This is a genomic window from Fibrobacter succinogenes (genome assembly GCF_902779965.1).
Taxonomy (GTDB): Bacteria; Fibrobacterota; Fibrobacteria; order Fibrobacterales; family Fibrobacteraceae; genus Fibrobacter; species Fibrobacter succinogenes_F.
This window is the reverse complement of the sequence record NZ_CACZDK010000018.1, coordinates 1-16,590: the sequence shown is the minus strand read 5'-3', so window position 1 is coordinate 16,590 and position 16,590 is coordinate 1. Positions and strand designations below refer to the sequence as shown.

The window sequence follows — 16,590 nt, the reverse complement described above, 5'->3', positions numbered from 1 at the left end:
ATTTACGTTGTCACAACCATCAACAACTTTTCGTGTGGCTATAAAAGATATCGAAAATAGCGCTAGGATATAGTAAAAAGACAAAAAGATCAGGTCCGAGCCGTAAACCTTACTCCCGATGGTCATCGAATCCCAACTGAATCCGCCTAAAAAAGCGAATGCCGGGAAAAACTTCTCCGTTTTTTTAACAGCGGATTTTTCCCGCAACCTATTTAAAAATTCCATGGATGCAAAATAAAAAAATACATTCAATAAGATTACTATTCTCTCGTCTCTCGTCTCTAGTCTCTACTCTAATTTCTACATTTACGCCGTAAAATTTCAAAAGGCAAAAACAATGAAACTCTCCAAGTACTTTTACGTGACGCTCCGCGAAACGCCGAGCGATGCCACCATGCCCTCCCACATCTTCCTCATGCGCGGCGGCTACATCAAGCCCGTCTCTACCGGTATCTACTCCATGATGCCGATGGGTTTCCGCGTGATCCAGAAGATCGTGAACATCATCCGCGAAGAAATGAACAAGATCGGCGGTATCGAGGTCGATTTGCCGGTGGTGCAGACTGCCGAACTCTGGAGCGAATCGGGCCGTTACCAGGCCATTGGCGAAGAACTGCTCCGCTTCAAGGACCGCAACAACCACAACATGGTGCTCGCCATGACCCACGAAGAAGCCATGACCGACCTCGTGCGCTACGTGCTCAACAGCTACAAGCAACTGCCGGTGATGCTCTACCAGTTCAAGACCAAGTACCGTGACGAAGCTCGTGCCCGCGGCGGCCTTATCCGCGTCCGCGAATTCCTGATGAAGGATGCCTACAGCTTCCACACCAGCCAGGAAGACCTGGACCGTCACTACCAGGAAGAATACGACGCCTACCTCCGCATTTACCGTCGCGTGGGCATTGAACCAGTGGTGGTGCAGAGCGATACGGGTATCATGGGCGGTAAGGTCGCTCACGAATTTATGCTCGACACTCCGAACGGTGAAGACTACTTGATTCTCTGCAAGAAGTGCGGCTACCAGGCCAACCGCGAAATCGCCAAGTTCCAGCGCGTGCCGTTCAAGGGCAACGAAAATGCCGCTCTCGAAAAGGTCGCTACGCCGAACAGCGAAAGCATCGAAGAAATCACCAAGTTCCTGAACGTGCCTGCCGAATCCACCGCCAAGTGCGTGTTCTTCGACTTCGAAGGCAAGCTCATCACGGTCGTGGTTCCGGGCAACCTCGACGTTTCCGAAATCAAGCTCCACAACTTGCTCAAGGCGAAGGAACTCTATCCGGCCGAAGACAGCCTCATCAAGGCCTGCGGCATGGTTCCGGGCTTTGCTTCCCCGATCAACGCTCACGACACCCGCATCATCGTGGACGAAGCGATTGCCGATTCCTTCGACCTCGTGACGGGCGCGAACGAAGAAGGCTACCACTTCAAGCATTGCAACCCGAAGCGCGACTTCCCGAAGTTCGAAGTGGCCGACATCGCCGAAGCTTCCGAAGTCTGCAAGTGCCCCTGCTGCGGCGAACTCCTCACAGAAACTCGCGGCATCGAAATGGGCAACATCTTCAAACTCGGCACCAAGTTCTCTGAATCTATGGGCGCCAAGTTCCTCACCGCCGAAAAGACCACCGCTCCCGCCATCATGGGCTGCTACGGCATCGGCGTGGGCCGCCTGATGGCCTCTGTCGTGGAAAACAGTCACGATGACTTCGGACCGATTTGGCCCAAGTCCATCGCTCCGTTCCAGGTGGAAATCGTCCCGATCGGCAAGGAAGCCGAACTCGTGGAACTCGCCGAGAAGTTCGAAAAGGAACTCGAAGCCGCCGGCATCGACGTGCTCGTGGACGACCGCGACGAACGTCCGGGCGTGAAGTTCAAGGACGCCGACCTGTGGGGTTCTCCGGTGCGCATCGCCATCGGCAAGAAGGGCCTCGTGAACGGCGAAGTCGAATGGAAGTTCCGCAACGAAAAGCAGTTCACTATGGTCAAGGTCGAAGACGTCGTCGCCAAGGCCAAGGAATTCTTCGCCGAATAACTTTGTCATTCCGACCTAGAGCCGGAACCTTAAACACCTCTGCTTTGACGGAGGTGTTTTTTATTCCTATTGCGACATTTTACACTTACGCAACAGCTTTATCTTTTTGCAAAAGTGTCCTCACCACTAATTTTCTAGCTCTAAGCCGAATAGAAATAGACCGCAAAAAGCCAATCCATTTTGCGACAACACTCCAAAAAACTTCTATGGGGTCAAGCCAAAATAATTGGAACGGGAGAAACATATAGCTTATCCATTCCATCAAGAAACCATGCTTTTTTCTTTCCGCAACACAGCCAAAAACACCGCCATTTAACACATCGCGTAAGAATCTTTCTCCCGATTTGTAATTGGGCGTACAAAGCATTTTCTGTTTTTCTAGGCCAAAAATATTTTTTAAAAGTCCCATCAATGCGGCCGCAGTCCTGTACATGCCAAAGCGAGGCAATAAGGCAGAAACGTCCGCTCGCTCATCATCCGAAGCCTGTTGTAAAAGAACGTAATAATCAACAAGTTGTTTTAACCCAATACCATCTGTAAAAAAATGATGTTGGATATGAGAAAGCTGCATAACCAACGCAAACTTTACCGAAGGAACGCAAAATCCTTCTGCAACCTTTTCGCTTTTTTCAATTTCCTGTTCCAAAAACCGTTGCAATCGTTTATTTGCAATCGGGTTGAAAATTCCTGATGATGGTTTAAAATGAACTTCAATCATAATACCATCAATCGTTTGTTTCAAATGGATGTGATGAGGTGTAGATACAGATATGTTTTCACGCAAACTTTCGCGATAAGCTTTATAATCAAACCAACTAATTTTCGGTGGGACCTTGAACAATCCCAAACGTTGCAGCAAGTCTATTACTTTTTGCCTTCCGCCTTCAACCCATATATCAATATCACCACATTGCCTTGCCAAACGGTAAGGGTAAAGTCTTGCATTGGCGGGTCCTTTAAGAATAGCACTGCAGAATACTTCTGCCGCAAATGTTGCCGTCAAACGAGCCGAGATGTCGTTCAACAACTGGTTATGTCCCTTAATCGCTTCGGCATTTCTCGCCCACCGCATCAAAATCGCACGTGGCGGACACTTCGATGCGGGCAAACGGCAAACGCCCTGATATGCAAGCCCAACAACGCACTGTTTTACTGCAGATGCATATACTTCAGCCCATTCGTCTGGCGAACAAGAACACTCTGGCTCAACACCAGTCAATGCAGAACGCAGCAAAGTTAAAAGCATATCGCTAGGCATCAGAATTTTAACGCGCCATCAAGACCAATATCCTTTCAAGGATAGCTTTCTCGCTTTAAGACGAACAGGAATCAAACGTACAAATTCAATCCAGTTATGGATAAAGCTCCAAAATACTTCTACCGGATCAAACATAAACAATTGCAACGGACGGTGCATTCTTGCAAACCATTTGAAAAAAGCACGTCGCTTTTGCCTTGGTGCGTAAGAACCGAATGCGCCCCCTTTAAAGATTTCTTGTAATAAAACCGTTCCCAATTTACAATTCGGTTCACAAAGCATCTTTTGCGGATCTAGTTTGAAAATGTATTCCAAAACCCACATTACTGCAGAAGCTGTTCTGGACAATCCAAATCGATGTAACATCGAAGAAACCTCGATACGATCTTTTTCCGAAACATTCTGCAAAAGCACATAGTAATCTATAAGCTGTTTTAAACCGATGCCAGAAGTAACAAAATGATGCAGGATATGAGCCAGTTGCATGACCAACGCAAACTTCAGAGACGGCACATAAAAGCCTTCAGCAACAAATTCGGTTGTTTTTATTTCTTGTTCCAAAAAGCGTTGCAACCGTCTATTAGCAACCGGGTTATTGATTGCAGACGATGGCCTAAAATGAACTTCAACAGACACACCATCTATCTTTTGATGCAAATGAATATGATGCCATGACAAACGCTGACACAATTCATGCAATTCTTTTCGATAAGCTTTATAATCGTACCAACTAATTTTGGGAAAACTCTTGTACAGTCCCATGCTTTGTAACAAATCAGCCACTTTCTGTTGACCGCCTTCAACCCAAATGTCGATATCACCGCATTGCCTTGCAAACGGGTCAGGATAAAGTCTTGCATTCGCAGGCCCTTTAAGAATGGCGCTACGAAAACCTTTGGCCGCAAACATTTTAGTCAAGCGTGCAGCACCCTCATTCAACAAGCGATTATGCCCTTGAATCGTTTCGGCTTCACTCGCCCACTGGAGCAATAACTCAAGCGAAGGTCGATTTGCTGCAGGCAAGAAGCTAATTCCGCGATACGCCAGTCCTACAACGCACTGTTGCGCAGCAAGAGCATACACCTTAGCCCACTCCTTTGGTGAACAAGAACCTTCACATTCTGTTCCCGTCAAAGCGGAACGCAACAAAGAAAAGAGCATTTTTATTTTCGGCGAGAGTTGTATTTCGGACATCGAGAGCCAAGCTAATGTATTTTGAGACTTACTAAAGATATATTAAAGGTATAAAAAAACACCCAAAACGTCCAAAACAATCTTTTCGAAACAATAAAATATTCCGCCTCTTGCCTTGCATCTCCAAAAATGATTATTTTATAAACGTATGATGAACTCTATTGATTGGTCTGTTGGTTGGTGCTACGTTTGCACAGTACTTTTGCTTTTGCTGATTGTCACAATTTTGCTATTGCTCGACTATTGGAAAAGGCAAAGACTTTACACCCTTTTTGCAGGGAACCTCGGTGAATTCATCGTCGTTCTTTCGGATAAATTCGAATTCATCAGTTCGCTGCCGCAGTTCATGTCGGACCCGTTGTTTGACAATTTGAGCAAAGACCGCCTGTTTAGAGACATTTTGCCACCCAAAGACTGGGCTCGACTCAAACTTTATTTTGACGACATCGACAAGCACCCCGAAATGCCGTTCATGTTTTCGTACAAGCGCGATGACGGAACCATGCTCTGGTTTGAAATGCGCTGTAAACACCAGCGACTTTCCATGGACGAATCGCGTTACATCTGCTTAATCAAAAACATCTCGAACACCGTTGAAAACCAACACCGCCTTGACGAAGCCGAAACAAAGCTAAAATCCCTGCTCCGCAACACGGGCGACTTCTTGTGGAAATTCGATTTCGAAAGCAGACAGCTGTACCTCCTTACGCCAATGATGGACGATGACTATCGCGATGTACCTCGTTCCGGTGGTGTTGTTGACATCGAAACGCTCATGCCCGCAGACGATTTTAAACTGCTTGAACGCGTGATGAACGAATGCATGATGAAAGCGGGCGGCGAAGCAGCCTACGATGATAAAGGCCACTTGCTTGACGAACAGAGCCAGCTCAATCGCCTCGCTAATGAAAACGCACGCTTTGGCACACTCAAGATTCGTTGCTGGAACAGCGAAAAGAATCTTGTGTGGTACGATTTCCGCGGGCACCTCGCTCCCGATGACGAAGACCGCATTGTAATGATGGGTTCGGCCCGCCGCGTAGAAACATCTCCTGAAATTCCGTTCCTGATGAAGAGCGGCGTTGAAGAATCTCTGATAAATTCGCTTTTCAATTTCCCGAACATCGGTATTTTCTGGGTTGACCGCAACTTCACTATTCTCGGATGCAACAACGCTTTTGCAACGGACGGCGGTTTTGCAAGCACAGACGAAATCGTTAACAAATCTCTGAAAGACGTTCTTTCGGGTAAATTTCTACCCTACTACGAATCCATGATCAAGGACATATTTGACAACGGTTCGTCCAAGAGCTGGAAAGGAAAATTTGATGACAGCGACTGGATTTGCACCATAAACGTCGTGCCCATGCTCAAGTCTCTCCTCAAGTCCGGCTATACCGTGAGCCGCGTGCTTTGCGTTTATATGCGAATTTCGGGATAAGTCGGTTTCTTATAAGGTGTAGTATTTTCAAAAAACACTAACGGGAATGTAACGACTTCGCTTGAATTCATCTTCAGGAATTTCCAATGGCTTAAAGCTCTCTTGACTTCGTCATCAAAATCCTTATTGCCGGTATTCGAAGATTGAATTTCTGCTTTTTGAACAGAGCCATCATCGTTTATATTCAACTTAAAAACAATCATCCCGTTAAAATCAGGTTTGCTGTTGTCTTGATTGTTCTTTAAACATGCTTTTGCGCGATTTTTCCTTAAATGTTTATTGTAAATGTGGCGCAATCCAGGAGTCCGTTGGCGAATGACCTTTAAAATTGAATCTTTATCATGTTCATCACCACCAGCAGATTTCATTTCGTCGCTCGTTGGTGCACTCACTGCACCATTTGTTTTCCTTATAGAATATTCCTTCCATTGTAAATCATGTAAAAGCGCATTAAAATCGTTCGCATCTATAAAGGGACGGCAAAAATTAATAGACAATAAAATATTATTTCGCCCAACGTCCTGAAAATTGATTTGCTTTACATATTCAATAATTTTATTTGTAAAATTCTGATCGGCATAGAGAGAAGATGATTTTTTGACTTTATCAACAACACCATTAGTCCCTAAGGAAACTTTTAAAGATAAAGACACTTCATACAATTCGTGACAAGTTTCTTTTTTGTAAAACGAATCAAAAATTTCATAAATGGATTTGCTTTCTTTGTGAATAATTTGAGCGATTTTTTCAACATCATCGTTATAAACTAAAGAACTCTCTACAGAATAGTCTTTAAAAACTTGTATTGAAACTCCATTAGCATCAAATAGAGAATCTTGAAATTGAATAGGACGGAAAGGGATTTTTAATGTCACATATTTCGAGTCCACAGGAAACTCAAATACGGTGTTTTCCTGTTCCGTAGATTTTTCCGCATTCTTATCCGCCTCGCTGCACCCCGCCCATAAGGCTATCGCCGCCATAAGCGCAAACTTAACCAAGTAATTTCTGAAAAAAGATGCCATAATTTATATATACAAAATAGATGGATAAAAAAACACCAGCCTCGTGAGTGACTGGCGCTCAAAAACGTGAATTGATTAAAGAAACGTAGAGAGCCTAGCGAGAGCAAAACAAAAAGTCTGCTTCGTTGGAAGCAGACTCTTAAATTCCGAATTTGGATTAGAACGAATCTTCTCATTCAAGAAACACAGAGAGCCTAGCGAGAGCAGGAAAGATCGCCCGTAGCGTAGTTTCCTACGTGAGGGCGAGATTGACGAACTATCGCGACGGCTATATGTGTTTCTTAACCCAAAGTCACTTCGACCTTGTGCACACCCTTCGTAAAGACCGGTGCGACGTTGGAATCGATTTCCTGACCGTCAACAACCATCTTTGCCACACCCTTGCAGACGTGGTTCGGGTTCTTCACGGTGATCTGGTAGGTAGCACCGCGGAACTTACGGGTGGCTTCGAAGCCAGCCCATGCGCTCGGGATGCAAGGATCGACAACGAGGCCGTCGAAGCTTGCACGGATACCGATGATGAACTGCGTTGCAGCCTGGTAAGTCCAAGAGCTTGTACCGGAGAGCCATGCATTACGGCCCATACCGAACTGCTTGTGTTCGTCACCGAGGATGTTCTGCGGATAGCAATATGGTTCAGATTCGAAGATGTCGAGGATGCCGTTCTTGGAAGCCGGGTTGATCTGGCAGTAGTATTCGAAAGCCTTGTCGCCACGGCCGAGAATCGTTTCGGCAATCATCACCCACGGGTTCGTGTGGAGGAAGATACCGCCGTTTTCCTTTGCTCCAGGAGGATAGGTGGAGATGCCACCGACAGCCGGTTCAAAGCCACGGTAACCCGGAGTAGAGCTCTTCACGCCGTACTTGGTGTTGAGGAGTTTGTTCAAGCTGTCCATGCCCTGCACAGCGCGGTCGCCGAATGCAATGCCGGAGATGACCGGCCAAGACTGGCCGTTGCAGTAAATCTTGCCGTACTTGGCAGAGGAAACGCCGTAGCCGTTGCCGTCCTTGTCGAACCAACGAGTCCACCACTTGCCGTCCCAAGCGCTGTCGTTGAATGCCTTCTTGACATCTTCGTACCAGCCCTTGTACATTTCAACGGCTTCCTTGTCGCCGAGAGCTTCTTCAATGCCCATCATTTCGAGCAAAGCCTTTGCGTACAAAGCAGTGTTGAACGTAGATTCTGCACCGAGCGGGAGGTTCATGCAGTCGTTCCAGTCAGCAAAGCCGAGGAGCGGAAGACCGTGCTTACCGAGGTGTTCGCGAGAGAACTTGACAGAACGCTTCAAGTGTTCAAGGACAGTGCCCTTTTCACGCTGAGCGCGCTTCTTGCCAGCTTCGTAGAACGGAATTTCCTCGTCGAGGAGTTCCATCTTACCCGTTTCTCTGAGGTAGTTAGCAACAGTGAGGACGATCCAGAGGTGGTCATCGCCGTACCAGTCTGCGTAAGCCGGGTTGCCGTTTTCGTCGAGCACGCCCTTCTTTTCGCGGGAGTCACCGGCGTTAGCTTCGTTGCCGTTGTCTTCTTCGAGGGCAAGCGGAGCGTACTGGTGCATAGCGTTACCTTCCGGACGCTGTACGGAGAGGAGGTTCTTCGTAAGGACGAGAGCTTCTTCCGGCATGTGGCTCATCACGCCCATGAGGTCCTGGCTGGAGTCACGGTAACCGATACCGCGGCTGGTGCCGTAGCCCAACTGGTAGAGGGACAGGTAGCGGCTCCAGTTCTTGGTGGTGTGGCACTGACGCGGGTTGTGCACGTTCACCATGGAGTTGAAAGCTGCATCCGGAGTGTTGACCTGGATTGTAGAGAGGTAGTTTTCCCAGAACTTGGCGAGTTCTTCGAAAGCCTTATCGACGTTCTTGAGGTCACGGTACTTCTTGATAGCCTTGGCTGCAACCTTAAGGCTCTGTTCCTGACCGAGCTGGGTGCAGGTACGGAAAGTCTTCTTGGCCGCAATCTTGCCAGCGTGGATCATGAGAGCGGCAATGTTGTCGCCACGGTCGCATTCGCTGTTTGCAAGTTCCTTGTTCTGGAGGCTGAGCGGATTTGCCCAGGAACCCATTTCGTTCTGGCCGAGGAACACGCGGCGGTCGCCATCGAAGGAACCGACCTTGCAGTCAGCAGTAACGTAGTTCACGGCGTAATCGCGCTTCATGTAAGCGTACTGTTCCAAAACAACGTGGCCGTCCTTTTCCCAGTGGCCCTTGAGGGTCATGGTCTGCGGAACCCAGTCGGCGTTCGTGAGCTGCTTTTCAGCTTCGAAGTGGCTGAATTCATAAACCGGGATAATGTCCACTTCCTTAGAGCCACCGGCGATGTTGGTCACCTGGATGTCCTGGAGGAGAGTGTTGGAGCCCGTCGGAACAAAAATCGTCACCTGAACGCGGAGGCCGTAAACTTCGGCAATCCAGCGCATGTAGGAAAGACCCACGTGGCATTCCCACTTGTCGAGCTTGACGAGAGTCGGAACGTAGAACGGGGAGAAAATCTTGTAGTTCTTGCCATCCTTGATACGGATGTAGATAGTGCTGGCCTTGAAGTCAGAGCACGGCATCTGTGCAATGTACTTGGTGATACGGTTGAGAGCCGGGTCGCCTTTGCAAACGAGAGTGCCGCCGGTCGTATCGACGATACCGCCGAAATTGAGAGTACCGACGTAGTTGCACCACTTGATCGGGGTTGCCGGGGTGGTGAGCACGTATTCTTTTGCAGCGTCATCAAAGTAGCCATACTTCGGGGCAGCGGCCTTTGCGGGCTTCTTTGCCGGGGCCTTCTTTGCAGCGCTCTTCTTCACTGTTTTTGTAGCCATTTTATCTCCGTTAGAGAGGGGTGTTGTAAAAAGTGATTAGTGGTTGGTGATTAGTGGTTAGGAACCCTATCAGAAACCGTTAAAACTTTTGCGAGGTAAATTTAGAAATAGTAGGAAGTAGGAAGTTAGAAGTAGGAAGTGAAAAGACGAAAAAACTGTCTACTTCCTACCGTCTACTGTCTACTAAAAACTACTCATTAAACTTTTCGAATTCTCTACTTCCGAAATTGATGTAGAAATAACCGCCGAGTTTCTGGCTGCGGACCGGGTCGCGCAAAATGCCGATGGCGGCACGCACGTACTTGAGCTCCACCAAAATGTGGTCACGGCTCATGCAGTTGAGGAACGGGCCTTCCGGGTAAAGCGTCGGGCGCGGTTCTTCGGCAATCATCTTTTCAAGGTTTTCGATTTCCTGAACCAAACGTCTTTCATGCACTTCGAGCGTACGAATGACTTCCTTGTTGTCGGCACCAAAGAGGAAAGCAAAGCCAAGCGTGCGCGGATCGTCATTGAATCCAGTCAAGTGCTTGAGGACTTCCTTGCGGAGCACTTCCCTCCCCTTATCGGTAATGTTGAACACCATGCGTTCCGGGCGGTTTCCATCACGTTCGGAATGTCCCACAATGCATTCGTTTTTTTCAAGCGTAATCAGTCTATTGTAAACGGTCGATGTGCTAATCTTCGCCCAGCGGTCGAGCTCTCTATCGCGGATTTCCGTGATAATGTCATAACCACTGCGTTCATGCTCAAGAATGAGTCCCAGCAATACTAGATCGTAACGGTTCATTTAAATCCCTTGATTCTTCGGTATTCCAAGTTGGAATAAGTAACCATTAAAAAACTACATTTTTTTCTCAGAAAAGAATATTTGCGAAAAAAAAATCATAAAAATTTTGATTTTTATCAAAAAAAATTCCCTTCCGATAAAAAAATAGTAAGCATTGAATCTATTCAATTAAACAATCCTAGGCAATCCGCCATTTTTTCCGTGATTGTAATCAATAGCATTAATATTAGTTTATATTTCTAATTGTGTAGAATGATTTTTGGTTAGGGAGCATCGTGCAGAGTTTCCAGAAAATAAAAAAGAAAAACAAACGCCTTAAGTACACGATAATAAGGTTTGCGCCCCTTATTCTTGTGGTTTATTTGGTTATCGAAGCATTTTCAGCATTCCAGGAAGAAGATAAAAGAGCCGTCACAGCACGCAATAGCGACTACATTAAAGATATCACCCTGGCAATGGCAAACAAGCTAGACGAAATTTTTTCGAACTCCGTCAAGTCCATCGAAGCGCTTGCAAAACTCAGTTCTGACAAAGCTGCCCAAAACCTGCTGAACGAAGTCTATCTTGCAGAACTCGAAAAAATAGCACAGTTCGACCACATGCGGTTCACAGATGCCAACGGTAAAACGCAGACAACATCGGGCGATACCATCTACTCCGGCGACAAATGGTATTTTAGCGAAGGGATGAATGGCAATAGCGGCATATTCGTTGTCATGCCCACAAATACAAGCATGGCGTATGTTGTTTTCTATGCACCCGTGTACGTTCAAGAAAAAGTCGTTGGCATCCTCTCCTCCTCGTTTGACGAAAAAACAATCAAGAGACTACTCGATTACAAGGTCTACGGAGCAAGCGCCTCAGCAGGTATCGTCAACACCGAAGGCAATAGTTTCATCTCGCTAGAAACCATGAAAATTCCGCAAACTACAGTTCATGGTCAGTCCCGCTACAATTTTAAAAGGTTCCTTTACACTCCGCAATTCGATGAAAAAAACAGAAACAAAATCATACGCGCCTACACAACGCGCACGCCTTCAAGCTACAAGTTCAACGGCGATACAGACGAAATTCACGGCTACATAGCGCCACTCCAAACCATACCGTTGTGCGTTTATTCGAACTTCCCGATTGACGCCGCAAAAGACCTTTATTCCATGGGTATCATGGCCGGGCGCATGTTGCAGTATTTGCTCATCGGCATATTCGGTGGATACATCGCCTACCTCCTACTCATCCAGTTCTTTATTCGACGGGCTGATTCGCGCGAGAACCGCCTCGCAGGCTACATTGCCAAAGCAGAAAGCGTCATCGCAAGAGCCATGATTTATGTCGATGCCGAAAACGGGACATTCGAAGACCTCTCTGTCATGCCAATGCCGTTTCCTAAAAAAGGTTTCCTCAAAAACCTCGAAAAAGGTTTTATAAGGATGAACGACGACTTGCAAAATGGCGATGATTTTAAGAATTTCTTTAAAGTTATCAAGAAGCGCAAGGCTCTCGATAAAATTCCAAGCGTTATATTCAAGAGTCCTGGGCGAGATGGAAACATTGAATACATCACCATGGTTTATATTCCCGTTCAAGTAAAATTGAACATTGTATATAAAGCAATTATTTTATTCAGAAACATCACTGCAGAAAAATCCAAGGAAATCGAAGCAAACCAAAAACTCTCGTATGCCCTTTCTGCCGCACGTGAAGCAAGCAAAGCAAAAACCACGTTTCTGTTCAACATGTCACACGACATTCGCACGCCTATGAACGCGGTAACAGGCTTTACTGCCATGGCAAAAAAACACATCGACAATCCTAAAATGGTCAAGGATTATCTCGACAAGATCGACATTGCCGGGAAGCAGTTGCTATCGCTAGTAAACCAAGTGCTTGAAATGTCTCGCATCGAATCTGGAAAGATCACTCTGCAAGAACAGACATGCGACTTCGAGAACGTCATTACCGCGCTCATGACAACTTATGGCACTCATGCAGAATCAAAGGGCATTAAATTTACGGCTACAATCGCGAACGTCGAGCACAGGTTCGTTTCCATCGACAGCGACCGCATCAACCAGATTACCGCAAACATCATCGGGAACGCCATCAAATACACGCTTGAAGGCGGAAGCATCGAATGCACAATAAACGAGCACCCCTACGATCGCGAAGGCTATGGACTATACACCCTAGTTGTAGAAGATACAGGCATCGGTATGTCGCCCGAATTCCTCAAACATATCTTCGATGAATTTACCCGCGAAACATCAACAACTGTAAGCAATATCCAAGGAACTGGCCTTGGAATGACCATCGTAAAAAAGCTCACCGACTTGATGAACGGCACCATAGACATCGAATCGGAAAAAGGAAAAGGCACAAAAATTACTGTATCCCTCCCCATGAAATGGAGCAAAGAAACGACATCCGATGCGATGGACAAGAATAACGCAAAGACGCTTTCGCTCAAAGGAATGCGGATTCTGCTTGTCGAAGACAACGAAATGAACCGCGAAATAGCCCAGGAACTTTTAGAAGAAACTGGAATTATCGTCGATACCGCCGAAGACGGAGATATCGCCGTCGAAAAGATCCGTAATGCACCCCCGAAAAAATACGAACTCGTATTGATGGATGTCCAAATGCCGCGCATGAACGGTTACGAAGCCACAAAACAGATCCGCAAGCTCTCGGACCCACAAAAATCAAGCATTCCAATCATCGCCATGACCGCAAACGCCTTCGAAGAAGATAAGCAAAACGCCCTAAATTCCGGTATGAACGGGCACTTGGCAAAGCCAATCGACATACAAAGGCTTATTCAAACACTAACAGAATTTAGAACCAACTGACAAAGTTGCAAATATTTTTTTATAATAAATATTGAAAAGACAAGGAGATAAATATGAAAACCAAATTCTCACGCCTCACACTATCACTCATTATAGCAGGTGCACTCGCACTTGTGACAACCACCTTCACCGGCTGCTCTTTGATAAAGAAGGTGCAGGCGGCAAAAATCCTCATCGAGACCAAGTTTGAATACAAGGACCTTACCTTTGACAACGTTGATGTCTATGATGATGTTATGGAGCTCGTGAATAACGGGATGAACGGATTCTTGCCGAACCCGAAAGCCGTCATGCTGGTCAAGGACTTGTCGCAGAACATCATCAACAAGAACCTTGGTAATGCCAACTTTGACGTTTACCTGAACGCCAACAACACCGGCAAGGATACCTTGTGGATCAACAAGCTCAATATCGAAATCAAGTTCGATACGCTCGTTACGGTTCCGCTCACACTCAAGGACACCATCAAACTCGCTCCGGGTGACAACGACTTGCACTTCAACGCAGCCTTCCCGTTGGATGCAAAAATCTTTAAGTTTAAAGAAATCCAATACTACGCCATCGCAGGCTTTATCGATGTATCCCTCACCGAAGGTGGAGAATCCGTTTCTCAGGGCCTCGAAATCAAGAGAGACGTAAAGCCTGAAGATGTCGAAAAACTCCAGAACCTCGTCCGCGACAGATTGTTCGACCTCCTCGTGAACAAATGGCTCGGAAAATTAGCTAAGTAATACAATAAAAAAAACGGATATGACAAAACGCAACTTTGTTCCGGAAAATTTAAATCCGGACGATGAAAAAGAAATATCAAGATTATATCGCTCTCTCTTACAACGCGATATTCCAGTGAACACAGACAAGCTCCGCCAATGGATATTGGATTGGAGTGAACTCGAATCGGTGCTTGGCGAAGTCAGTTGCAGACGCTATGTCGCGATGACTTGCGACACCCGAGACGAGCAAGCGTCTAAGGCATACGAACAGTTTGTCGAAAATATTCAACCGCTCATGATTGAATACGACGACAAGCTGAACCGTAAGCTGATGGCCCATCCGTCCAAAGATGCCCTCAAGGGAGAATTTGGCGAATGGCTCAAAGGCGTTCAAGTATCGCTGGACCTGTTCTCTCCGGACAATATTCCTCTTGAAACCGAAGAGAATAAAGCCGTGCAAGCGTACCAGAAAATCACAGGCGGCATGAGCGTCGAGTTCGATGGCGACGTGAAAACCATGCAGCAGCTAGCTGCCTACATGGAAAAGACCGATCGCGACCTCCGTGAACGCGCCTGGAGAGCCATGTGGGAACGCCGCCTCAAGGACAAAGAAGCGCTTGATAATTCTTACGACAAGTTGTTCGGTATCCGAAAACAAATTGCGAAAAATGCTCACTGCAAGGATTTTATCGACTATATCTTCCTTGCAAAGCATCGTTTTGACTACACTCCGACCGACTGCGAAAATTTCCACGAAAGCATCGAAAAGCTGGTGCTCCCGTTGCAAAAGGAAATGTACAAGCGTCGCGCCCAAAAGATGGGGCTTACAAAGCTCCGTCCGTGGGACTTGGATGTGGACCCGCTGAGCAGGCCGCCACTGAAGCCGTACCAGAGCGGAGACGAGCTCATCGAAAAAGTCGATTGCATTTTCGAAAGCATTCATCCGCAGGCTGGCAAGTGGGCCCGTGAAATGCAGGCGAAAAAGTTAATCGACCCGGATAGCCGTTTAGGGAAAGCTCCCGGCGGTTACCAGATCGGTTTTGACGAAAGCCGCCTCCCCTTCATCTTCATGAATTCTGCCAATACGGACCGCGACATTTACACGCTGTTGCATGAATCCGGACATTCCTTCCACCAGTTTGCGCTTGCGAACCAGCCGATTTTCGCCTACCGCGATGTGCCGGCTGAATTTGCCGAAGTTGCAAGCATGAGCATGGAACTCATTGGCATGTCGAACTTGAAGCCGTTCTACGGTGACGACCACGAAGCCATTGTCCGCAGTACCGAAGGCGAACTCGCCGACGTGATTTGGCTGTTCCCGTGGGTCGCAAGCATCGACAGTTTCCAGCATCGCCTGTACAACTTCCCCACGCATACCGCCGAAGACCGCAGCGATATCTGGAGTGAAATCATGGACCGCTACGACGCAGGCATCGATTACAGCGGTCTTGAAGCCGTACGCAGGAACCTGTGGCAGAAACAGCTTCATTTGTTCGAATGTCCGTTCTACTATATTGAATACGGCATCGCACAGATTGGCGCTTTGCAGGTTTGGGCCAACTTCAAGAAGGATCCGCAAAAGGCAATTGATGACTTGTTCAAGGCCGAAAGCCTGGGCAGCAGCCGTCCGATTCCGGAACTCTTCGCAACGGCAAACATCAAGTTCGATTTCACGCCTAAGACGCTGGAACCCTTGATGCAAGTAGTTTGGGATGAACTTGGTAAATTATGAATTAGTGGTTAGTGATTGGTGGTTAGTGGTTAGGATTGCTATAAGAACGTTTCCTTTACATTCCTGTTTACTAACCACTGTTTACCAACCACTAAATTTTCAAAAAAATCATTTTTTTTTTGAAAATTTCAACAACATCCCTTGACAAAGCAAAAATAAAAAGTTATAATTGGCGCACATCCTAATGGAGGGATGGCCGAGTGGTTGAAGGCGCACGCTTGGAAAGCGTGTTTACCTTACGGTAACGAGGGTTCGAATCCCTCTCCCTCTTCTAAAAATTTTTCGAGGTACCTAATGGCTGAGTCTCAAAGAGTTTATCTTGATGATATCTATGCTAGTGAAGAATGCCAAGGTTCGGTTTTCCGTGCCGTTGTTATGATGGCTCACGAAGCTCGTTTCATCAATAATCAGTCCAAGCAAGGTTACATTCAGCTCACTCAGAAGCCCACCACTATTGCTATGAACCGTTTCAAGGAACATAAGCTTACGATGGTTGAAAAAGGCGTTAATGACGTGACTGATGAAGCTGTAAAGGCTTCCGTTGCAGAAGTTGCTCCGACTGCAGAAGCAGTTGCCGAAGCAAGCGATGCTGCAGCCGACGCATTCTAATCTCGAAAAAAGAAAACTCAAAAAGACCGCTCAGAAGCGGTCTTTTTTATTAAGTCCTTTAGGTAAGAAGCCGATGCGTAGCATCGGCTTTAACAACCACCCGCTATGCGGGTGAGATTAGAGCTTAAGCCATTACGAAT

General features: G+C 46.8%; 11 protein-coding genes and 1 tRNA gene. 7 read left to right on the top strand and 5 right to left on the bottom strand.

What is annotated here, in order from left to right; genetic code table 11:
* The first annotated feature begins 337 nt into the window (after positions 1–337).
* Positions 338–2,032: a proline--tRNA ligase gene (locus HUF13_RS09670; RefSeq protein WP_173474930.1), complete on the top strand. Its 1,695-nt coding sequence runs from the start codon at positions 338–340 to the stop codon at positions 2,030–2,032.
* Between the two features lie 85 nt (positions 2,033–2,117).
* Here HUF13_RS09670 and HUF13_RS09665 read toward each other — a convergent pair whose 3' ends face one another.
* On the bottom strand, positions 2,118–3,290 hold the full coding sequence (locus HUF13_RS09665) for a nucleotidyltransferase family protein (protein WP_173474929.1): 1,173 nt from the start codon (positions 3,288–3,290) through the stop codon (positions 2,118–2,120).
* 18 nt (positions 3,291–3,308) lie between these two features.
* Complete coding sequence (locus HUF13_RS09660; protein ID WP_173474928.1) at positions 3,309–4,484, bottom strand: nucleotidyltransferase family protein; 1,176 nt, start codon at positions 4,482–4,484, stop codon at positions 3,309–3,311.
* 148 nt (positions 4,485–4,632) lie between these two features.
* Between HUF13_RS09660 and HUF13_RS09655 the strand changes: the two genes are divergently transcribed.
* Entirely contained in the window at positions 4,633–5,925 is a 1,293-nt protein-coding gene (locus HUF13_RS09655; RefSeq protein WP_173474927.1) for a PAS domain-containing protein, read from the top strand.
* Here HUF13_RS09655 and HUF13_RS09650 read toward each other — a convergent pair.
* The 3 genes from HUF13_RS09650 to HUF13_RS09640 all read right to left on the bottom strand — a co-directional run bounded on the left by HUF13_RS09650 (position 5,904) and on the right by HUF13_RS09640 (position 10,547).
* Positions 5,904–6,950 carry an AgmX/PglI C-terminal domain-containing protein gene (locus HUF13_RS09650; protein WP_173474926.1) on the bottom strand — a complete coding sequence of 349 codons (1,047 nt, stop codon included), beginning with the start codon at positions 6,948–6,950 and terminating at the stop codon, positions 5,904–5,906. The two genes, HUF13_RS09655 and HUF13_RS09650, sit on opposite strands and share 22 nt — an antisense overlap.
* A 281-nt stretch (positions 6,951–7,231) precedes the next feature.
* Positions 7,232–9,760, bottom strand: coding sequence for a GH36-type glycosyl hydrolase domain-containing protein (locus HUF13_RS09645; RefSeq protein WP_304039048.1), 2,529 nt, complete (start codon positions 9,758–9,760; stop codon positions 7,232–7,234).
* Positions 9,761–9,950: 190 nt separating this feature from the next.
* Positions 9,951–10,547, bottom strand: coding sequence for a PadR family transcriptional regulator (locus HUF13_RS09640; RefSeq protein ID WP_173474925.1), 597 nt, complete (start codon positions 10,545–10,547; stop codon positions 9,951–9,953).
* A gap of 362 nt (positions 10,548–10,909) precedes the next feature.
* Here HUF13_RS09640 and HUF13_RS09635 point away from each other — a divergent pair, with 362 nt between their 5' ends.
* From HUF13_RS09635 to HUF13_RS09615, 5 genes are all read left to right on the top strand, one after another.
* The gene (locus tag HUF13_RS09635) at positions 10,910–13,396 is read left to right on the top strand and encodes an ATP-binding protein (protein ID WP_173474924.1); all 2,487 of its coding nucleotides are present in this window, start codon (positions 10,910–10,912) and stop codon (positions 13,394–13,396) included.
* A 53-nt stretch (positions 13,397–13,449) separates the two neighbouring features.
* Positions 13,450–14,127, top strand: coding sequence for a hypothetical protein (locus tag HUF13_RS09630; RefSeq protein WP_173474923.1), 678 nt, complete (start codon positions 13,450–13,452; stop codon positions 14,125–14,127).
* Positions 14,128–14,146: 19 nt separating this feature from the next.
* On the top strand, positions 14,147–15,841 hold the full coding sequence (locus HUF13_RS09625) for a M3 family oligoendopeptidase (protein ID WP_173474922.1): 1,695 nt from the start codon (positions 14,147–14,149) through the stop codon (positions 15,839–15,841).
* 186 nt (positions 15,842–16,027) lie between these two features.
* Positions 16,028–16,112, top strand: a tRNA-Ser gene (locus tag HUF13_RS09620).
* A gap of 23 nt (positions 16,113–16,135) precedes the next feature.
* Positions 16,136–16,450 (top strand): hypothetical protein, encoded by a 315-nt coding sequence (locus HUF13_RS09615; protein ID WP_173474921.1) that lies wholly within the window; start codon positions 16,136–16,138, stop codon positions 16,448–16,450.
* Positions 16,451–16,590 lie beyond the last annotated feature (140 nt).